Genomic DNA, 19464 nt, shown 5'->3' with positions numbered 1-19464 from the left:
TGGATCCCCTCACCGACGCCTGCGAGGTGAGCTGTCGGGTTCGGGCCGGTTGAGTTGCCCGGTCGCACACCCTGCGGTGCGCGGCTTCACCCCAAGCCGGTCCAGCGTGAACTGCTGGGCCCGGCACTTACCTTGGGTCCCCCGCTCCTGCCTACGGCGCTTACGCGACGACTGTTCCCGTACGGCCGCTGGCAGGATTCGGCGTTGCGACAGACGGGGCTCGGGTTGCCGAGCGGTCACGACCGTAGACACGCGCTCGGCGGAATTTCAAAGACGATCAGGGCTTCTGAGACTCATCCCACACTTTCACCAAAGTGGACATTCAGTGCGAAGTGTGACGTGAACTCCCGCTGTTTTTCTGGGCTTTTCAGCCCTATTCAGCCCCTGTGTCGAGCGTCTGACCGGCGACGATGTTGCTCGGGTCGACCCCGATGCGGTCCTTGTTCTCGGCATAGAGGGCGCGCCATCCGCCGTCGAGCCCAAGGGAGTCGGCAATGGAGACGAGGGAGTCGCCCTCCTGGACGACATAGGTGGCGGCGGCATGCCGGCCGGCCGAGGCAGAGGCCGTGCTCTTCGTCGCACTCTCCTGCGCGCTGTCACCGCGGTGCTTGCCGGAGCCGAGGGCACCGACGTCCACGAGGGCCGAAGAGCTGCCCTCCTGCCACGACTTGTCTGCTTCGTCCTCTTCTGCACTGACCACGGGCGAGCCGTCGGAAGGCTGCGTCTCCTTCGCAGCCGAACCACCGGATCCCGAAGAGTTCTTTTTGTCCGGCTTGGCCGAACTGTCGCCACTGGAGGCAGAGGCCGACGGCGAGGGCGTCGCGGACGAACCGTCCAGCGCGTCGAGCAGACCGGAAGACTCCTCGGAGCCCGCCGAGTTGGAGGAACCGGACGAACCGGATGAGTCGGACGAACCGGATGTCGAAGCCGAGGGCGCACCGCTCCCCACGCCCGTGTCGACGTCGGCCGAGCCCGAGTTCTTGCTGAGACCGTTGAGCAGACCGCAGGTCGGCCACGCGGCGATGCCCTGGTCCGCGAGGAGCTTCTCGGCCACGGCTATCTGCTGGTTGCGGCTCGCCAGGTCGGCGGTCTCGGCGTACTCGAGGCCGCCGTACTTCTCCCAGTTCTCCTGGGACATCTGGAGGCCGCCGTAGTAGCCGTTGCCGTCGTTCGCGCTCCAGGAGCCACCGCTCTCGCACTCCGCGACCCGGTCCCACGTGGTGCCGGTGGCGGCGCTCGCCCCGGTCGCTCCGAGCAGTGGGATCGCGATGGCGGATCCCGTCACACCGGCCGCCACAAGGAGAGCCGGAGCCTGACGGGGGCGACGGTGACGACCGTTCCCGGAGAGCATGGAGGGACCTTTCCCGAGACAGCAAGTACTGGCGTGGTGGGTGATGCGGGGCACCGCGCTGGTCCGTGAACGTATAGGGATTCGATCACTTGTCACAAGTTAATGCCGCGTAGATCACGTGAAGATCACAGACTTGAGGGCACGTCATGTTTACGCGGCTCCGCGCCGGGATAGGCCGGACCCCTCGGTCGATTACCGGACGGGCGTGAACTCCACGGGCAAAGTGCGCAGTCCGCGCATGATGAGCCCCCCGCGCCAGCGCAAATCAGCCGAATCCACCGCGAGTTGCAGATCCGGTAGGCGGGTGAGGAGGGTAGCGAGCGCGGTCTGGCCCTCCAGGCGGGCGAGCGGGGCACCGAGGCAGTAATGGATGCCGTGGCCGTACCCGAGGTGCTGATTGTCACGACGGGACAGATCGAGCACATCGGGGTCGGCGAACCGCTCCGGATCCCGGTCCGCGGCGGCGAGCACGACGAGCACCGGGTCCCCGGCGGCGATGTCCTGCCCGTCGATCCGCAGGGCTTCGGTGGCGAACCGCCAGGTGGCCAGTTCCACCGGGCCGTCATAGCGAAGGAGTTCCTCCACGCCGGTCTCCAGCAGGCCTTTTTCCCGCCGGGCCAGGGACTCCTGAAGCCGGTTGCGCTGCTCGGGGTGGGTGAGGAGGGCGTGGACGCCGTTGCCGATCAAATTCACGGTGGTTTCGAAACCCGCGAACAGCAGGATGAAGGCCATGGCCGCGGCCTCGTTCTCGGTGAGGTGCTCACCGTGGTCGGAGGCGCGGATGAGCCCGGAGATGAGGTCCTCGCCGGGGGTGGGTTCGTCGGACAGCGCTTCCCGCTTGCGGTGGATGAGTTCGGCGAGATAACCGCGCATCTTCTTCACGGACCGCGCGACCCCGCCCCGCGGCCCCCCTCCGTGGCGGATCATCATGCCCGCCCAGTCACGGAAGTCGTCCTGGTCCTCCCGGGGGACGCCGAGCAGGTCGCAGATCGCGTAGATGGGGAGCGGGAACGCGAACTCGTGGATGAGGTCGGCGCTGCCCGTGGCCGCGAACCCGTCGATGAGACGGTCCGTCAGCTCCTGCACCCTTGGCGCGAACTCCGCGACCCTCCTCGGCGTGAACGCCTTGCTGACCAGCCGTCGGAGCCTGGTGTGGTCCGGCGGGTCGATGTTCAGCAGATGCGTCATCAGCTCCGCCTTGCGCTCCCCCGGGATACCGGTCTTGCCCTTGGCGTGCGCGGGCTCGTCGTGGTGCGCGGGGTTCTTGCTGAGCCGCTGGTCGGCGAGGGCCTGCTTGGCATCGACGTAACGGGTGACCAGCCAGGCCTCCACCCCACTGGGCAACCGGGTCCGGTGCACGGGGGCGTGCTCGCGGAGCCAGGCGTAGGCGGGGTAGGGGTCGGTGGCGAACTCCCAGGTGAAGAGGTCGGGAGCGGGAGCGCCGGGGGTGGCGGGGGTGGCGGGGGGCTGGTCGGTCACTCCTTGACGGTATCCGGGTTCCCCGGGGCCCTGTGGCGCGGCCTTGCCGGGGCTTGTTGCGAGCAGGCGAGCAGGTGTCGGCCGGGTTGGCGGCACGGCAAGCAGGCGGCCCGCACCGGCCGGATTCGGTCGTCGCGAACGGATGTACTCCGGTGCCGACCCGGTACCGGGCAATCCGGCGGACCTGCTGGTGTCAGGTGTGGCCGTCTCCTCGGCAACCGGGGCAGCCCCACAGGTCTCCTTCGGCGGCCGGTCAGAGGGACTCCACAGCGCCGCCCGAGACCTTGGCCACCTCTATCGCCCTGCCGCCCCGTCGTCGGCGTTCAGCTCCTGTCCTCCACCCGGCGGATCGCATCCCTGTACGCCCGTGCCGCCGCCCTCAGCGCGGCCTCCGGGTCGACGCCCTCCGCCTCGGCGCGGGTGGCCAGGGTGAGGAGGTCGTAGCCGATGCCCTCCGTCTTCGGGAGGGGGACGTCCAGGCCCGCCGTCCGCACCCGGGACGCCAGCTTGGCCGCGAGGGCGAGGCCGGGCTGGCCGAGGGGGATGCCTTCGGTGACCGAGGTGCGCTGCTTCTCCATCGCCTTGGTGCGCAGCCAGTGGGCCTTGACCTCCTCGGGGGTGCTGGCCGTCTCGTCGCCGAAGACGTGCGGGTGGCGGTGGATGAGCTTGGCGACGATGCCGCCGGCGACGTCGTCGACGGAGAAGGGGGCGTCCGGGTCCTCCTCGGCGATGCGGGCGTGGAAGACGACCTGGAGCAGGACGTCCCCGAGTTCCTCGCGCAGTTCGTCGCGGTCGCCCTCCTCGATGGCCTCGACGAGTTCGTACGCCTCCTCGATGCCGTACTTGGCGAGGCCCTTGTGGGTCTGCTGGGAGGACCACGGGCACTCGGTGCGGATGCGGTCCATGACCTGGACGAGGTCGAGGAGCCGGGCGCCGGGCAGGTCGTAGGAGGCGGGGAGGAGCTCCAGCTCGGGCATCTGGAGGCGGCCGGATCCGGCGAGGCGGGCGAGGCCGTCCGTGAGGGCCGGCTCGCCCTCGCCGGTGGCCACGACGACCACCGTGTGTCCGCCCGCGCACGCCGCGACCAGTTCCTCCGCGGTCGGGGACGTCTCGTCGACCCGTATGCCCGCCTCCCGCAGATACGGGAGCTGGGGGTGGGCGCCGTCGGCGCACAGCACCCGGTCGGCGGCGCGCAGCGCCTGCCAGGCGGGCCAGGACAGCAGGCCGGGGGCGACGCGGTGGCTGGTGGTGAGCAGGACGATGCGGCCGGGGGCGGACGCCGTGTCGGGGTCCTGGTCGGGGGCGGGCTCGAAGCCGGGTGCGTTCACAGTTCGAAGCTAACGCACGGCGCCGACGGGGCGATCAGGTTGTCCACAGGCCAGGGGCGGCGGGGCGATCGTATGATCATCCGGCCGTCGCGCTGACCTCCCGTACCCACGCCGTCTTCGCGTCGACGCGGGTGCTCTTCTTGACGTCCCAGGTGCCGTAGCGCGGGTTGAGGTCGACGTCGAGTTGCTTGGACGCCTTGCTCAGGGCGTTCCAGAAGGCCGGGTTGCTGGTGTCGGTGCCGAGCTTTCCGGCGAGTTTCTGGGCCTCCAGCTGGAGGCGGAGGTTCTCGTCGAGGCGTTCGGGGGCGATGCCGTACTGCTGGAGCCAGGTCGTCTCCAGGCCCTTGGCGCCGCCCGCCTGCTCCTCCAGGCCGGACCGCAGCTCCTGGACCTCCTTGCGGGTCACGGACACGCCCGCGTCGGCGGCCGCCCGGTGCAGTACCCGGTCGAGGACCATGCCGTGCAGGACGTCCCGGGTGAGGGTGCCGGTCTTGGCGATGGCCTGCTTGTACTGCGTCTCGTCCGTGACGGCGGCCCGCTGCGCGTCACGCACCTCGGTCACCCGGTTCTCCAGCTGGGAGACGGTGATCCGCTGCCCGCCGACCACGGCCGCCGCGCCGGGATGCGCGTCGTTCCCGCAGGCGGTGAGCAGGGGTGCCGCGGCGGCGAGGGCGGCGGAGAGGACGAGCGCGGTGCGACGACGGCGGTGCAAGGAGGCCTCCTGAGGAGATTGTGCGACGGTGCACAAAGTCTTGCGGTGATCGATGGTAGGCAGGGGACCGGCTCTGGCCAACCCATTCGACCAACGATTCACCGGGAGTTCCGGCACCGCCGCGCCCGGGCGGGGGCGCGGGGCGGGCGGGGCGCGGGGCGGGCAGGGCGCGGGGCGGGCAGGGTCGCGGGGGCGGGGCGGACGGCCGATGCTGCGATGTGCACCTCGGCTTACGGGTACGAGGGGGGAGCGGGTCTCCGGGCAGGGCGGGTCTACGAAGGGGCGGGCCGTGGGCTCAGCCCTGTGCCTCCGCCTCCACGGCCTGCCGCACCGCGGCGGCGACACCGGCGCGCAGTCCGTCGCCGTCGGGCACCCATGCCACGTTCGTATCGGCCTTGCCTTTGCTACCGCTGCCGCTGCCGTTCTCACTGCCCACGAGCACGAAACCCAGTTTCGCGTACCGCCGGGTCGCCTCCTGCGCCGCCTTCACCTCGGGGCCGCCCACCGCGAGGACGACCTCGCAGGATCCCTGGAGCAGGGCGTTGAGGAAGGGGCGGGCGTTCGCGGTGCTCTGTTCTCCGGTCACCGAGGAGTAGCTCACGCGCGCGTGCGTCGTGTGGGAGGCGTCCTGCATGCCCTGCCAGACGGCCGCGGCGGCCTTGGCGTTGATGCCGTGCCGGTCGGTGAGGAGGCACGCGTCGGACTCGGTGTAGTGGCGGGCCCGGGTGGCGGGGATCGGCGGGCGACTGCTGCCGTGCCGGTGGAGGAAGAACCCGGTCACGATCATCACGAGGGCCAGGGCGACCGCCGTACCGATCATGGCGAGACTGCGTCCGCTGAGTGAACGCAGCCCGAGCACCGTGGCACGCCCCACAGCCGCGAGCCGCCCCGTCTCCTCGGCCCGGACCGACCGCGTCCGCGTGACCTGTCGAACCTGCTTGACCATGTAGTGCTACTCCTCCACGCGCAGGGGCACCGGGCGGTCGGCCACCTGGTCGACGTCCACGTCTCCCGACCGCTCTGCCGCTTCGTCGACCGCCGTACGGCCGGCCCGCGCACCGATCCACCGTGGCTCACGCCGACCCGCCCGTCGGGGCCAGGCCGTCCACGCGTGCACCGAGGCGACTGCCATCGACAGGGTGATCAGCAGCAGGTCGGCCCCGAACAACGCGCCGTGTGTGTCGTCCGGCGTCAACACGAGTTCGGTGATCCAGGCCACCAGGACCGCGCTGAAGCCGGCGAAGGCCAGCCAGTCTGGGCGCCTGCGGCGCCGCAGGGCGAGCACGAGGGACGGGACGGGACAGAGAAGGCCGAGGCTGACCACCGGCAGCGCGGCGAAGCCCGCGCGCACGGCGGGCAGACGCAGCACCGGCGCGGCGGGCAGCTTCAGCACCGCGGAGATCAGCCTCGGCATCCTCATCGCCCTCACCTTTCGGTCCTCGACGCTCAGCACCGTCGGTCCTGGGCTTTCAGTTCTGCCGGTCCTCGGCTCTCGGTTGCGTGCTCAGCCGGTGATGGCGACAGGCCCGTCCCACGCGTCGCGGTCCACGGTGATCGTGTAGCCGCCGCGGGTCTCCTTGCTGTTGACCATGTACTGGTGAGCCCGGCTGTGTCCGGTGTACTGGGTGGCGCCCCAGGGCCAGTCCGAGGTGGTTGTGTTGACCTTGTCCCACAGCGCGTACCAGAGGTTGCCCGGCAGGTCCGTCTTGTCGGTCGCGGTGGCGATCGCCTTGGCGCTGGAGCTGGTGAAGCCGTAGTAGCCGGCCCGGTAGGTCTTGGCGTGCAGTTCCTTGTCGAACGCGCGGACGTACGTCAGCACGGCGTTGTTGCAGGAGGTGTTCGTCGTGTCGTACGCCTCCATGTCGAGGAAGATCGGGCTGCCGGCCTTCATGCCGAGCGCCGAGGCCTTGGCCACCGCGTCATCCGCCTCGCTCTTGCCGACGGAGGCCGCGGTGGAGGCGCTGATCTTCACCGAGCCGCCGGAGCCGCAGGACGGCTGGGAGCCGACGTAGAGCGGAACGAGCTTCCAGCCGACCGTGCTGACGGACTTGACCCAGGACGCGGTGAGGTTGGGCTGGCTGCAGCCGCGGTTCTTGCCACCTATGTAGACGGCGGCGGCGCCGTAGAAACCGGTGTGCCAGGCCTTCATCGCGGCGAGGGAGGGGGCGGCACAGGTGTCGAAGGCACGGCCCGTGAAGGTCTTCTGCGCGGGCCAGGTGGTGGCCGCCATCGAGGTCGTCGCGGCGATCCCGCCACCCGCGACGACGACGACACCGGCCACACCCCACGAGATGTACCTGCGCTTCTTCGACTGCCGATGGTCTGCCATCCCCACCCCTGTTCATGACAAGCGGACCTGTACGACGTCGCGTACACGTCCGACGGAAGATTCCAAGTGCCCTTGCCCTGCGGCGGCGCGGGTCCGGCACGGTGAGGCGGTACGACGGCGGCCGTACGACTTCTGCGTGGACTGTTCCTGCGCACACGGAAGTCGGGCACCATGAGCGGATCGCACCGTAACCGATGCCGTCCTTTCGCCCGGGAAACAGAGTCCCTGGATCGCCACAAGATTCCCTCACGTCACGGCAAAAACTCCTGAACCAGGGAACGCGGGCCTCGCAGACTCCGTATACGGGCGCAAACTTGGCGAACACGGGACCAAGTCGACCAGAACACGTCGGCCGCCGGCTTCGGTGGCGATACCGAGGCCGATACCGCCACTGCGAAACCCGGGTCTGCGACAGGTCACGCCCGCCGGGTGCGCCGGAGGATCCGTATCGCGGGCCAGGCCAGCAACCCGGTGACGGCCCAGAGGAAACCCGCGAGGCCGATCCATTCACCGGTGCTGGTCTCGGGGTCGCTTCCGCCGAAGACGGTGACCGCGAGCGCGAGGAAGGCGAACAGCCCGCCGAAGAGGCTGAGCGCGACCAGCCCGGCGGTCTGCCCGCCGGTGCGCCCGATCGCCGCCTGCGCGGGGGCCGACGCCCCATGGACCTCCGCCGCTTCGGTGACCTGCGCACTCGGCACCCGCTGCCGCGGCGGCAACTGCACGCGCGTGTGCGGCGGTACGGCTGCGTCCAGCGCCGCCATCGTGTGCGCGTCAACACCATGCAGACCGGGTTCCACGGCGACGGCGAGACCGTCGGTACCGATGAGCCGCCGACCGCCGTCGGGCCAGCTCAGCACGGCCGCGCACGCACGGTACGGAACAGTCACCGCGACGTCGCTGCCGTCCCGCCCCCGCACCGTCAGGCTGACCCCGTCGTCGCCCACCACCAGCGCCGACCCGTCCTTGGCCAGCGCCTCGAAACGCCGCCCCGTGACGGCGTACGTCGACCGGGTCGGCGCCTCCGCGTACCCGGCCCAGTCGGCGCGGTGCCCGGCGGGTACCTGCAGCAGGGCTGTGCCCGCCGCCTCCAGGGCCACCGCGTGCAGATGGCCGGGCGTCACCGACCACAGTTCGTGGCGCAGCTCGTCCAGGCTCCGGGGCGGCCGACCGGCGAGCAGGTCCTCCGCCGCGCCCGGCAACCGTCGTACGGCCCCGTCGGCCGCCGTCAGCGCCGCGTCGGAACGCGCCCGTACGACGTCGAGGTCGGCCTGTCCGACATGCCCCGCCTGGAGCGCGGCGAGGACGTCGACGAAGCCGCCGAGCACCGCGTCCTGCTTGGCGGGCAGAGCGTCCGCGAAGGCGGTGAGCAGGGCGTGGCCGTCGCGGCGGGAGGTGTGGTCGGTGGCGGCGGTGTAGGAGTAGCCGCCCTCCTGGCGCAGGGAGCGGATGAGTTCACGCTCCAGGACACCCGCGTACAGCCGGGCGGCGGCGGTGTCGGTGACGACGGCGTCGAGCAGGACACCGCCCTGGCCGTCGGAGAAGTGGGCGGGCGTGACGGGGAGGGCGGACGTGACGACGGGCAGCGGGTGCCGTGGACCCGGGGGCAGCTTCGGGGAGAGCCCCGCCGGGATGCGCTCGCCCGCGATCCACAGCACGGCGTTGCCACCCGTGAACCAGGTCCGCGCCCAGTGCCGTACGTCCTCCGGACGCAGGCCGGGGACACCCCACTCCGGGTAGCTGACCAGACCGTAGCCCTGGGCGCCGTAGCGCCACAGCGGGAGTTGTCCGGGCTCGCGGCGGGACTCCTCGGTGCGCAGGATCTCCTTCTCGGTCTCCAGACGCTCCATCGGGAGGTCGGCGAGAGAGCCGCAGACGCCGTGCAGGTAGGCGACGATCTCGTGCTCGGCGCCCTCCACATGGAAGTGGGTGAAGGCGGCCTTGGTCGCACCGTTGTAGTGGTAGTCGGCGATGCCGTGCCGGTACAGGGCCAGGTGCTCGACGAGGTGGGTGACACCGGCGCGGGCGAGGGTCTCGTCGGCCATCCCGACGCGGAAGACGAGTCCGGCGCGGGTGGGGCCGGGGGCGTGGGCGAAGAGGGTGGGGATGCCTTCGACTTCGGTGAGGTGGATCGCAGAGGGAGCGTACTGGCCGTCCTGCGGGGCCTGTTGGTTCATCTTCGGCCTCTCAGGGCGGTGTCGCGGTGTCGGACGTATGCCTCGGCGGGCTTGCCGAGGTAGCCCCACGGGTATTCGGAGGCGAGGTTGCCGAGGGCGCGGAAGTGGGCGGCGGCCTGCTCGGTGTCGCCGATGAGGGAGAACAGCGCGGCGAAGCCGCCCTGGACGGTGACCCAGCCGTACGGGCGCCGGAACGCCGGGTGGAACACCGACCTCCCAGCCGCTTCGAGGAGTTCGGCGTGGACGTGCGGCTGCCGCAGGTACTCGGCGCGCTTGTCGTCGCCCTTCAGGTCGAGCCAGTGCTCGATGTGCGCCTCGGCGACCAGGCCACCGCTCAACGAGCCTTCCGGGGCAGCCAGCAGACACTCGCGGGCGAACCCGTGCGCCTCCTCCCAGGTGCCGCCCCACTTGGCGCAGAGTTTCTGGAGGAGGCGGGCCTGCCCGGTGAAGTGGTGCGGGTGGTACTTGGCCAGCCGGTCGTAGCGCCGCCGGGCCTCGTTCTTCCCGAGCGACAACCCGCGGGCGGTGTTGAGCCGTTCGGCCCAGGCGGCGTCGTACGACGGGTCGAGGGCCGTGGCGCGGATGAGCAGTTGCTCCGCGTCCCGCAGGTACGCGTGGAAGGCCTCGAACTGTTCCCTGCTCACATCCTGGGCCCGCGCCGAGGTCCGTATCCCCCATCCGGTCTGCACCAGCCGCGCACCGAGCACGGTGAGCGCGAACACGTCGCACGGCGCCGCGCTCACCTGCTGCCGCAGCGCGTGCTCGACACCGTCGACCTCGGCCAGCACCCGCACGACGAAGGCGCGGTCGGTACCGGGCGGCAGGCTGTCGTGGTACTGCCGGACCGAGGCCCAGTCGGCGATGGTGGCGGCCTGTCGCAGCCAGGTGACCTCCGGGTAGGCGGAGGCGAGTTCGAAATCGGGTTCGGGAGCGGGCCCGGGGTCGGGTGGCATGCGGCGGATCCTAAGCGAGCGCCGCGACATGGAGCGCGGCGGGGAAAGCCCAGGTCAGGGATGGGATACGGCATACCCGCGCTTGACTGCCGACAGACCTTCCGGCCAACTCCCGTTCACTGGGACGTCATACCGTTCGCACTTTTCCGCCCACCCTTCCGGAAGGCCACTCCATGTCGCTGAACGCCCGTCGTAACCGCCAACTCCTGGAGGCGGCAGCCCCGTTGCTCCTCCAGAACGAGCGGATCGAACTCACCTCCCTCGCCGGCGTCGGCTCGGTCTCCGTCCGCAAGCAGGCCTTGACGGCTGCCGTGGTGGGCGTGTTGAGCGCCGGAACGGTGATGGCGACGGTCACTCCACGCCCCATGTACATCGTCCTGACCGACCAGAGAGTCCTGTTCTTCGACGGCAACCGCGGCGGCAGACCGGGCAAGTTGCTGTTGAACCTGCCGCGTCCGTACGTCTCGACGGGCGGTTCGAAGAAGGCCTTCCTGGGGCTGCAGTTCGTCACGCAACTGTCGGTGGCGGGGCAGGAGCAGGGGCTGAAGGTGACGTTTCCGGTGCAGCATCGGGGGGATGGGCCGCGGTTCGTGGGGGCGTTGCCGGTGACGCGCTGAGGCGCACTGGAGTGCTGAGGTGCTGACCGAGAAAGGTCCTCTATTTCAGGCAGCGGCGAACGCGCACCATACGTACTTGCCCCGACGTCCATGCCTGGACAGCGGCTGCCAGCCCCACTGATCGGCGCAGGCCCGCACCAGGGCCAGGCCCCGGCCGCCTTCCGACTCGGCGACCTGCTCCCACGCGTTCGGCGGTTCAGGGGGCTCGGGGTCGGCATCCCAGGCGCCGATGCGCAGCACGCCGGGCGACCACTGCACACGCAGGGCCACGGGCCCCTTGGTGTGGCGTACGGCGTTGGAGACCAGCTCGGTGGCGGGGAGCTCGGCGACGTCGACGAGGGTGATCAGGCCGTGCATGGTGAGGATCAGGCGCAGGGTGCGGTGGCAGACGGTGACGGCTCGGGGGTCGTTCGGGATGTGGAGGGTGTACTCCCAGGGCTGCTGGGGGTCGGTTTCGGGCATGCGTCGACTCCGGTTCTGGGGTGGGGGTCTCGGAGGACCGGGGAGCGGCGGGCAACGGCGGGCGGTGGCAGTGCCGCAGCCGCCCTGGCAGGACGGAGCGGTGCGCTTCCGGGATCCCGGCATGCCGCAGTGTGTGCGTCGCGTCACTGACGGTAGGGGTAACCTGTAACCCCACGCAAGCTGATCCCGTAATCACCCCCGGACGAGGAGCAATTGATGGTCCAGAGGCGCGAACCAACCGCACGTCAAATGCGCCTGGGGCTCGAACTGCGCAGGCTCCGCGAAGCGGCAGGCCTCACCGCCGTCGAGGCGGCGGCACTGCTGGGGGCGAACCGGGTACAGATGAGCCACATCGAATCCGGACTCGTGGGGGTGAGCGAGGAACGGGTACGCCGCCTCGCGTCCCACTACGCCTGTACGGACAAGGACTTCGTCGACGCCCTGGTGGCGATGGCCACCGACCGGACACGCGGGTGGTGGGAGGAGTACCGGGGGCTGTTGCCCACGTCGTTTCTGGACCTGTCCGAACTGAACCACCACGCCTCATTCCGGCGTGACGTCGCGATCCTGTACGTGCCCGGCCTGTTGCAGACGGAGGACTACGCTCGCGCCGTCTTCTCCGCGAGGGTGCCTGAACTGACCGACGATGAACTTGAGTTGCGGGTCCGCCACCGAATGGCCGGCCAGGAGATCACCATTCCCTACGAGTTGGTGATCCACGAGTCGGCCCTACGCATCAGGGTCAGCGACCGCGCCGTCTCCCGGACCCAGCTCGCCAGACTCCTGGAACTGTCCGGAGCGGGCAACGTCACCGTGCGCGTACTCCCCTTCGACCTGGACGGCTTCGCCAGAGCAGCCAGCACGATGACGTACGTGGGCGGGCCTGTGCCCAAGCTGGACACGGTCGTACGAGACGTACCCCAGGGATCGGCCTTCATCGACTCCCAAGCACAACTCAGCGCCTTTCGAACCCGCTTTCGTAAAGTGGAAGCCGTGTCACTCGACCCCGAACGGTCGCGTGACTTCATCAACCGGCTGACGAGAGAGCTGTGATGCCTCATGGACAACTGGCGGAAGTCGTCCCACTCAGGCCCAGACGACGGCAACGAGTGCGTGGAGATCGCGAACTCCCCCACCCACGTATCCATACGCGACTCCAAGACCCCGAGCCGGGCCACGCTCACGTTCCGGACGGGAGCCTTCGCCGCCTTCGTCGAGACCGTCCGGACAGATACGGGACACCTGCACGCCGCGGTGGAGACGAACTGAGACCGGGAGGAGCGCCGCCCATGCCGGCCCCAGACATCGCCGTGGGAGCCTCCGTCACCATCACGGATGGCCCGTTCGCGACACTGCGAGCGACGGTCACCGAGATCGACACCCCGTCGCAGAAGGTCAAGGGGGTGATCGAGCTATTCGGCCGCCACGCTCCGGTCGAACTCTCCTTCACGGGCCCACCAAATGAGCTACAGGTGACAGCAGTTCACGACCGCTCAATAGCCATCGCCGCACATAAGGGTGCAAGGCAGTACTACGGGGTCGTGGGACGGATCATCTCTGGCTACGATACGGGCCGCTACATCCGGGTCGACAAATTGGCCGATATCGATGAATCCACCGAAGAACCCACTGACTCAAGTGGAGTGATGATCCGCGTTGCCGACGATCCCGCCATGCAGATCAACTGCATCGGCGAACCCGTGGAAGATTGGGCCGGCGTGGAAGAGTCCTTCCGACGCGACTGCCGCCAAGTCAACTGGGGCTAGTCCGGATCGATATGGTTCTCGGGGCAGAGGAGAGACCCGCGGTGCTTGTCGAGGCGTTGGACGCCGCGTTCGGCCCCGACGGCGAGATCACGGGCGCGGGCGGTGGGATGGGACGCTGTCATCTCGACCTGGAGATCAAGGAGAGTCTCGATCGCGCTGCAGTACTGGATCGGCTCCGCTCAGTGCTGGCCGGGCTCCGCGTGGATGAGTACGCGGCGTTGAACGTTAGCGATTGATCCCGCACCTGCCGCCCGCCTCCCAGCAGCGGCCTTTCGCTAAGGATGCGAGCACGTTCCTGTTGCTTCTGAAGCGCGGCAGAGCACTGTTCCGCGAACGGATCAGACGGGCCGGACTGGCCGAGTGGTGGCCGCTCCAACCGAACCGGAAAACTTCCTGGCCGTTCTGGAAAAGGGCCTGCGGTCCTACGGTCTTATCGGGGGCGGGAATTAGTTGGGATCAACCAAGAGGGCGCAAGCGACCTGCCGAGGCCGGCGGACCGCACTCGGGTAATCCACTCCTTGTCGCACCCTCGAGCCCAGGGCGGTCAGACCACTGCGGTGATGGGCACGGAGGAAGGCACCGACGTTTCGACCTGAGAGAGGGACGCCAACCCGAACGCCGCCTTGCGGGCGACCTTCTTGGCCAGCGACTTCGCCCCCGCCTTCACGCTCTGCTTCGCAGCGGAGCCGGCCCTCGCCTTCACCGTCAGGTCCACGAAGTCATGGTCCGTGTGCGTCAGGATCACCGCAGTGACCTTGTGCGCCTCCGTGCCCGCAAGCCCCGGCACGGAGTTGGCGATCGTATCGCCCACCTTCAGCCGATCGCCTTGGTCGTGCCGTCTGCCATCAGCACCTGGGGCGATCCCGTGAAGCTGTGTTTCTGAGAAACCCGGCAACTACCCGACCGGGACTGCGACCTCGACCCCGCCCCCTCCGACTCCGCCTGAGCCGCAGCCTCGTCCGTGGCATCAGCCCGCCCCCGACTCCCCCGCCTCCGCCGCCTTCCCGAACAGGCCGCCCACGACCTCTATCGCCTTCGGCGCCGCCTTGGCAAGGAGCTTGGCTCCGAGGCCCAACTCGGCGTCTTTCGGACGCTCTTCCATAGAGTGGAGGGGGCGTCACTCGACCCCGCACGGTCGCGTGACCTCATCCACGGACTGGCCAAGGAACTGTGAGGCACCCGGTGAACACCCCCGACAACTGGCGGAAGTCCTCCTACTCGGGCAGCGGCGACGGCAACGCATGCGTGGAGATAGCGAACCGTCAAGCCCACATGGCCGTACGCGACTCCAAGAACCCCGCCCACGGCACTCTCGCCTTCCCCACCGCGGCCTTCAGCACCTTCCTCACGGCCCTCAAGTCCACGTCATTGCAGAACGTCGCCCAGAAAACCCGTTGTCAGCAACACACCGGTTGACGAACGTCATGCAGGCCCACCAAGAAGGTAATGAGGGAGCTGCCTGGGGTGTTCGGTGACTGGGGATGTCAGGCGTCTAAAGTCGCCTTCATGACGAGGACCACGCCCCCGCGCCCTCTCGATGTCGAGGCGCTCTTCCCGGAACTGGCCGCTTTTCGGGGGACGACGACTCGGCTCCATCCCCGGCCGGGAAGACCAGAGCTTTCGGCCAGCTCCGTGGGCGGTCCGATGTTGTGGCCGGCGGACGAGCCGTGGCCGATGTGCGGCGAGGTTCACGGCCGTGGGCGTGGTCGACGCCCGGCCGACATCCGCCGCTATCGGCAGGTTCTGGCTTCCGCGTGGTCCCGCGAGGAAGCTCCCGGCCCGACGGACGAGGAACGGGAGCTCCTGGGTGAGCTGCACCGGGAGCACCGGATCCCCGGGGCGTCCGACACCGACCCGCTGCCGATGATCGGCCTCGCGCAGCTGTACCGGCGGGATGTGCCCGACCTGCCGACGGAGCCGGGCGACTGCGATCTGCTCCAAGTGTTCTGGTGTCCCTTCGACGCGCACGGCCCGGGTCGGTACGACCTGGCGCTGCACCTGCGCTGGCGGCGGTCGTGGGAAGTCGGTGAGGTACTGAACGAGCCCCCGCAGCCGCTGGTCGTCGGGGCCGACGGCTTCGTGCCCCAACCCTGTGTGCTGCACCCGGAGCAGGTGGTCACCTACCCGTTCGCCGGCCTTCTGCCCGAGGAACTGTGCGCCCGGATCGACGCTTGGGAGGAGGCCCTTGAGGAGGAAGCGGAGCAGAGGTCGGACGAAAGCGCGACAGAGCCGCTCGGCTACCAGTACGACCTGTCCATCCCGCCCGGATGGCGTGTGGGTGGCTTTGCCTCCTGGCACACGACCGACCCGTACTCCATGGACTGCCTGACCTGCGCGACACCGATGCACCTGCTGCTGACGATCGACAGCTCGGAATGGGACGGCGGCAGCGGCAGCTGGAAACCGCTGGAGGACCAGAACCTGCCTACTCACCGGGGCGCCACCCCCACGGAGGTCACTGTGGGCCGCTGGGGTGAGCTGAACGTGTTCGCCTGTCCCAACGATCCCGAGCACCCGCACCGCTGGAGCATCCAGTAGCTCGTGCCCAGGGGGCATGGCGCGCGCGTAACGGCGGTGCCACCGGGGCTGTTGGACGAGGCCACAGCGAGATCTACAGGCACGTGCGGTCCTCCGCGAGCTGAAGCGCTACATGGAGGGCACCGACTTTGAGGTGGTACCAGCGTGCCGACGTCGCCTGTGGCCGGTTCCGTCTAGCCAACTGGAACCCCGGATGGCGATCAGCGACGCCGAGAGCTTCGATACCTTCCTCGCCGCCTTGAGAACCAATGACCGCGCGGCCCGTCAGAAAAGCGTGTCCTCGCTCACTGGAGGATCGATCACGACATCCGAAGCGTCGGAGCTATCTCGACTATCCATAAGACCCCTCAGAGCCACCCCTACTACATCAATATCAAGTTCATCAGGGGCCGGAGTATATAGCTCAATTCCATACCCAGTCAGGACACATCCGGCGCCATCAAGAACGAAGTCAATTGAATTTGAACGCAATTCATCCAAGACTTCACCAAAAGGCCTTCCGGAGAGATTAATTCCAGAAAATGAAAGCTCGGATTCAACTGTCGCTTCGATAAAATCTAGGCGGTCAGCTCTGTCAAAGTGCAGCATTAGCCCCATCGAAGGATAGTAGTCAATAAGCGAATCACCTGGGCTTCTTTCGAAAGAAGAACAATCCCCCAGCCTCTCACGAACATCCTTTCTCAACGAGCCAAAATGGACGCCCTCAATCCCGACCCAAGGGATAACGTCATTCACAAGAACCTCCACTCAGAGTTTCCGATGATCTGCGGACGGATCATCCAGATCAAGTTCGTACGGTGATTCCGGACTAGAACAACGTCAGCCTTCGCGGTCAGCCTCGCATCGCTCAAGTGCGATCATCCCTCGAGCATTCGCTTGCTCACAAGAGAAGATTACTGCGTCGCCACTCTGAATACCCATGTCTCTCTCATCACCCATTTGTTTTCGCTGCGAACAGAGCCGGCGCACGCGAACCCACGCGTCCCAGCTCATACTAAATTTTCAGGAGGGGTATTGACTTAGCCATTCATGCCTCGGAACCGCTTCCCACCGAGGGTCAACTCTGGCCTTTTCGACAGGGCCCAGTGGAACTCATCGCAGATACTTCGGAAGGCCGATCCTGCAGGAGGCCCCGTCTCGTCCTCACCGGCCTCTGCGGGGAACTCATACGACCGATGCCCGGAAGGGATTTGTGGGGATGATCTCTGCCTCGTCGAAGAGCTGCTCCAGCGCCTCGTGCCCGTGGCGCCTACGAAACTCGATTTCGGCGGTTGTCACCGGCAGGATCCACAGGATGCGGGCGTGTCCTCCAGGCAGCGGGCAGTGTTCAAGGTCGGGGCCGTGGAGATACGGCAGGCTAACCAGCAGGTGCTCGCAGGTCGAACCCGGCACCCACGGTTCACCGATGGGCATGCTGTGCTCCAGGGCGAGTTGATGCCCTCCGCAGTGGTAGTGGGCGATCATCGCCATAAGGTCGATGAACCGCTGGTCGCGGACGGGCGCGGTCATGACGAACTCAAGTCCGTGACCGTTCCCCTCCATCGAGGCCCAGCACCCGGCGGTCACAAAGGCCCAGCTGTCGCTGCGGGGGCCGGGCTCCACAACGAGAACTCTCAGATCGGGCACTGCCTCTCGCCGTTCCGGCCCGAGGTCGTAGTCGACAACCTCCACGTCGTGCCCCATGAAGAACGCCCGGACGTGTGATTCAACGGCCTTCGCGGCCAGCGGCCTCGCATCGCTCACCGTGCGATCATCCCATACTGCGAAAAGTACTTCATCACCTCTTTTCCGTCCCCGCATGATGTTGCGATCGACTGCCGACCGAGCGCGGACGAAAAATGGATGTGGTTCGAGAATTCGTGGGTGAACCTACTGCTCAACCCATCCACGCCGAGACCACATCGACTCTCGATCGCCCCCCTCAAGGAGAACCTGGATACCCATCTCTCGGGGAAGTAGACACCCCTTCGGCCACCCGATCTCCTCACCAGCCACCATGATTCCCACCTCGTCCAAGTCGTCTGACATCCGAAGATTATAGAAGGTCCGGTTCCGAAGGGTCGTGACTGTGGAGAAACCTGGTTCCACTGTCACGATCACACAGTCGTCCTCCCCATCGGCCAAGGTCAGACCGATAGACGCACTCAAAGGAATCGACCGGTACACGTCCAATACTTCGGACAGTGAGACCTTCGAGTGCCGATATGAGGGATTCCACACCTCGACAGTCACCATGTCGGGCGAGCTCGCTACATTCTGACGGATCAATGCTTCAGGGAGCATCGGGGCGCAAATACATCGCTCCTGCACGCAGAGTCAACGCGCCTTGCAGCGCCCGCTCAGCAGCCATCTCACCCACTCTGAAACGACGCTCCGGAGCGACGGCCGGAGCATCTAGACCTGCCCCTCTTGTGCGCACCATCCGATTGCTAGTGAAGCGGTTCAGCAATCTCCATAGAGACTCGACGAAATAAGCCATTTCCGGATCCCTCTCCTTGTTGAACCCTGCCGCCCAACGCCCACATTCGAGAATTCCGGTATTTTTCTCCAAACTCCTCACCCATTGAACCACAGGACCGACCCCCGGTCCCGTGATTATACCGTTGGGGCCGACACCTACAGGCAATCTGGGGTGCAGAATGGGATTCCAAATGGTCGCAATAGTCCCGCAGTTCCCGACCGAATCGCGCACCGGGGGAGTTCTCTCATCAACCCATGGCACATTGGCGACAAGTTTCACTTCTGGAAACTTTTCTTGAATCGCCTGCAGCACTTGGTCCTCATCTTCAGGCAACAAGAGAAGATGAATCTGCCGTCCACTGGAAGGCATTTTCTCCCCTTTGATCAAAAAGTGGGCCATCCGTCACTGCAGTTACGGCTTCGGAGCCATTAGAACCGGCCCTCGACCTCACATATGGATGCCAATAGCTCAGACGGCGAGTTCGTCGATGCCCTGGCTGCGATGGGTGCCGATCGGACACTCGGCTGGTGGGAGGAGTACGGGGACTGCTGCCCACCGCATTCCTGGACTGGCCGAGCTGGAGCACCACGCGGCCCACCACTGGGACGTGGACTTCCTGCACGTGCGACGTTGAACGTCAACAACTGATCACGCGCCGGCTGGTCGTCTGTTGGTCGGCCGGGATGAAGCACCTTGCTCCAACCCCTTCCTTCTCCGTCTGAGTCACCGCCTTATCCGTTTCCCGTCTCAGGCACATCGTGAACGATGAACGCTGGAAACCTAGAAAAGCGTGTCCTCGTTCGCCGGGGGATCGACCATGGTCTCCGACGCTCCGGAGCTTTCCAAACTTTCCACAGGCCCCCTCAGGGCCACGCCTTCCACATCTAAGAATTTTGGCCGATTCACGACTCGCTGAGATTACCAGCCCATCGCCTCAAATGCCTGGCTATATCCGGCTCTCCCGCCGAAATATTGCCCGCGATACGCAGCAGCATCGCACGCAATTCCGGCTCGTCCGATCGGGGAATCTCCTGTAGATATTCTCCCATTACCTGTTGAACCTTCACAGCAAAGCTCGGATCCACCTCATCGGCTTCCGCCGTGTCAAGCATCTGGACGCAGCTAACCATTGCCACAATGATCGGATCAAGATTCATCTCGGTGCCACCCTTATGTTAATAGTCGACACACCGGCATCATCAAGCCATCGCAGCGCCTGAGCCTTCACCGCGTCACTCGGAACTTCCCATACAGCCTGACGACCATGATACGAAGCCGTCCCAGCTTGCCGCCT

22 protein-coding genes, 3 pseudogenes and 1 riboswitch are annotated in these 19464 nt (G+C 67.2%); of the genes and pseudogenes, 9 read left to right on the top strand and 16 right to left on the bottom strand.

Translation table 11 applies throughout. The features are described from left to right. Nucleotide 1: 1 nt before the first annotated feature. A riboswitch (cyclic di-AMP (ydaO/yuaA leader) is annotated at nt 2-214 on the bottom strand. 159 nt (nt 215-373) lie between these two features. The 9 genes from D1369_RS24245 to D1369_RS24205 form a co-directional block, all read right to left on the bottom strand. After that, nucleotides 374-1351 carry a transglycosylase family protein gene (locus D1369_RS24245; protein ID WP_007382564.1) on the bottom strand — a complete coding sequence of 326 codons (978 nt, stop codon included), beginning with the start codon at nt 1349-1351 and terminating at the stop codon, nt 374-376. Between the two features lie 192 nt (nt 1352-1543). After that, on the bottom strand, nt 1544-2830 hold the full coding sequence (locus D1369_RS24240) for a cytochrome P450 (RefSeq protein WP_007382565.1): 1287 nt from the start codon (nt 2828-2830) through the stop codon (nt 1544-1546). 323 nt (nt 2831-3153) lie between these two features. Continuing rightward, nucleotides 3154-4158, bottom strand: a complete 1005-nt coding sequence (locus tag D1369_RS24235; RefSeq protein WP_007382566.1) for a nucleoside triphosphate pyrophosphohydrolase — start codon at nt 4156-4158, stop codon at nt 3154-3156. 76 nt (nt 4159-4234) lie between these two features. Continuing rightward, the gene (locus tag D1369_RS24230; protein ID WP_118082602.1) at nt 4235-4870 is read right to left on the bottom strand and encodes a SurA N-terminal domain-containing protein; all 636 of its coding nucleotides are present in this window, start codon (nt 4868-4870) and stop codon (nt 4235-4237) included. Between the two features lie 295 nt (nt 4871-5165). Further along, nucleotides 5166-5816, bottom strand: coding sequence for a hypothetical protein (locus tag D1369_RS24225; RefSeq protein WP_063649613.1), 651 nt, complete (start codon nt 5814-5816; stop codon nt 5166-5168). A gap of 6 nt (nt 5817-5822) precedes the next feature. Further along, on the bottom strand, nt 5823-6290 hold the full coding sequence (locus tag D1369_RS24220; protein WP_202477012.1) for a hypothetical protein: 468 nt from the start codon (nt 6288-6290) through the stop codon (nt 5823-5825). A gap of 84 nt (nt 6291-6374) precedes the next feature. Further along, nucleotides 6375-7199 (bottom strand): glycoside hydrolase domain-containing protein, encoded by an 825-nt coding sequence (locus D1369_RS24215; RefSeq protein ID WP_007382569.1) that lies wholly within the window; start codon nt 7197-7199, stop codon nt 6375-6377. 416 nt (nt 7200-7615) lie between these two features. Further along, on the bottom strand, nt 7616-9373 hold the full coding sequence (locus tag D1369_RS24210) for an insulinase family protein (protein WP_007382570.1): 1758 nt from the start codon (nt 9371-9373) through the stop codon (nt 7616-7618). Next, a complete protein-coding gene (locus D1369_RS24205) occupies nt 9370-10326 on the bottom strand; it encodes a hypothetical protein (protein ID WP_007382571.1) in 957 nt (318 codons plus the stop codon). Before D1369_RS24205 ends, D1369_RS24210 begins: the two co-directional genes overlap by 4 nt. A 173-nt stretch (nt 10327-10499) precedes the next feature. On the opposite strand from D1369_RS24205, the gene D1369_RS24200 reads away from it, so the two are divergent. Beyond that, the gene (locus tag D1369_RS24200) at nt 10500-10943 is read left to right on the top strand and encodes a hypothetical protein (RefSeq protein ID WP_007382572.1); all 444 of its coding nucleotides are present in this window, start codon (nt 10500-10502) and stop codon (nt 10941-10943) included. Nucleotides 10944-10988: 45 nt separating this feature from the next. Here D1369_RS24200 and D1369_RS24195 read toward each other — a convergent pair whose 3' ends face one another. Further along, complete coding sequence (locus D1369_RS24195; RefSeq protein WP_007382573.1) at nt 10989-11405, bottom strand: ATP-binding protein; 417 nt, start codon at nt 11403-11405, stop codon at nt 10989-10991. A gap of 216 nt (nt 11406-11621) precedes the next feature. On the opposite strand from D1369_RS24195, the gene D1369_RS24190 reads away from it, so the two are divergent. The 4 genes and pseudogenes from D1369_RS24190 to D1369_RS24175 all read left to right on the top strand — a co-directional run bounded on the left by D1369_RS24190 (nt 11622) and on the right by D1369_RS24175 (nt 13407). Continuing rightward, the gene (locus D1369_RS24190) at nt 11622-12458 is read left to right on the top strand and encodes a helix-turn-helix transcriptional regulator (protein ID WP_037900371.1); all 837 of its coding nucleotides are present in this window, start codon (nt 11622-11624) and stop codon (nt 12456-12458) included. Between the two features lie 6 nt (nt 12459-12464). Further along, the gene (locus tag D1369_RS24185) at nt 12465-12674 is read left to right on the top strand and encodes a DUF397 domain-containing protein (RefSeq protein ID WP_007382575.1); all 210 of its coding nucleotides are present in this window, start codon (nt 12465-12467) and stop codon (nt 12672-12674) included. A gap of 41 nt (nt 12675-12715) precedes the next feature. Continuing rightward, nucleotides 12716-12853, top strand: a pseudogene (locus D1369_RS43985) (transcription termination/antitermination protein NusG); the annotation flags it as partial. Nucleotides 12854-13212: 359 nt separating this feature from the next. Then, nucleotides 13213-13407, top strand: coding sequence for a hypothetical protein (locus D1369_RS24175; protein WP_240436093.1), 195 nt, complete (start codon nt 13213-13215; stop codon nt 13405-13407). A 308-nt stretch (nt 13408-13715) separates the two neighbouring features. Here D1369_RS24175 and D1369_RS24170 read toward each other — a convergent pair whose 3' ends face one another. Both D1369_RS24170 and D1369_RS44560 read right to left on the bottom strand, forming a co-directional pair. Further along, on the bottom strand, nt 13716-13982 hold the full coding sequence (locus tag D1369_RS24170) for a hypothetical protein (RefSeq protein WP_007382578.1): 267 nt from the start codon (nt 13980-13982) through the stop codon (nt 13716-13718). A gap of 156 nt (nt 13983-14138) precedes the next feature. Next, entirely contained in the window at nt 14139-14273 is a 135-nt protein-coding gene (locus D1369_RS44560; protein WP_272920903.1) for a hypothetical protein, read from the bottom strand. On the opposite strand from D1369_RS44560, the pseudogene D1369_RS43980 reads away from it, so the two are divergent. From D1369_RS43980 to D1369_RS24155, 3 genes and pseudogenes are all read left to right on the top strand, one after another. Beyond that, nucleotides 14229-14345: pseudogene (locus D1369_RS43980) on the top strand (transcriptional regulator); the annotation flags it as partial. The gene D1369_RS44560 and the pseudogene D1369_RS43980 sit on opposite strands and share 45 nt — an antisense overlap. Nucleotides 14346-14353: 8 nt before the next feature. After that, entirely contained in the window at nt 14354-14587 is a 234-nt protein-coding gene (locus D1369_RS24160; RefSeq protein ID WP_007382579.1) for a DUF397 domain-containing protein, read from the top strand. A 90-nt stretch (nt 14588-14677) separates the two neighbouring features. Then, nucleotides 14678-15709, top strand: a complete 1032-nt coding sequence (locus D1369_RS24155) for a hypothetical protein (RefSeq protein WP_037900374.1) — start codon at nt 14678-14680, stop codon at nt 15707-15709. A gap of 264 nt (nt 15710-15973) precedes the next feature. Here the strand turns inward: D1369_RS24155 and D1369_RS43065 are convergent, their stop codons facing one another. The 3 genes from D1369_RS43065 to D1369_RS43060 all read right to left on the bottom strand — a co-directional run bounded on the left by D1369_RS43065 (nt 15974) and on the right by D1369_RS43060 (nt 18569). After that, on the bottom strand, nt 15974-16444 hold the full coding sequence (locus D1369_RS43065; protein ID WP_158680130.1) for a hypothetical protein: 471 nt from the start codon (nt 16442-16444) through the stop codon (nt 15974-15976). Between the two features lie 429 nt (nt 16445-16873). Then, nucleotides 16874-17452 carry a suppressor of fused domain protein gene (locus D1369_RS24150; protein ID WP_007382581.1) on the bottom strand — a complete coding sequence of 193 codons (579 nt, stop codon included), beginning with the start codon at nt 17450-17452 and terminating at the stop codon, nt 16874-16876. A gap of 529 nt (nt 17453-17981) precedes the next feature. After that, on the bottom strand, nt 17982-18569 hold the full coding sequence (locus tag D1369_RS43060; RefSeq protein ID WP_158680131.1) for a hypothetical protein: 588 nt from the start codon (nt 18567-18569) through the stop codon (nt 17982-17984). A 69-nt stretch (nt 18570-18638) separates the two neighbouring features. Between D1369_RS43060 and D1369_RS43975 the strand changes: the two are divergent. Next, nucleotides 18639-18795: pseudogene (locus D1369_RS43975) on the top strand (transcriptional regulator); the annotation flags it as partial. A gap of 277 nt (nt 18796-19072) precedes the next feature. Here the strand turns inward: D1369_RS43975 and D1369_RS43055 are convergent. After that, nucleotides 19073-19327, bottom strand: coding sequence for a hypothetical protein (locus tag D1369_RS43055; protein WP_158680132.1), 255 nt, complete (start codon nt 19325-19327; stop codon nt 19073-19075). Nucleotides 19328-19464: the final 137 nt, after the last annotated feature.

It is taken from the genome of Streptomyces sp. CC0208, from assembly GCF_003443735.1.
Taxonomy (GTDB): domain Bacteria; phylum Actinomycetota; class Actinomycetes; order Streptomycetales; family Streptomycetaceae; genus Streptomyces; species Streptomyces sviceus.
The sequence above is the reverse complement of the archived record's forward strand: the minus strand, read 5'-3'. Positions and strand labels throughout refer to the sequence as shown.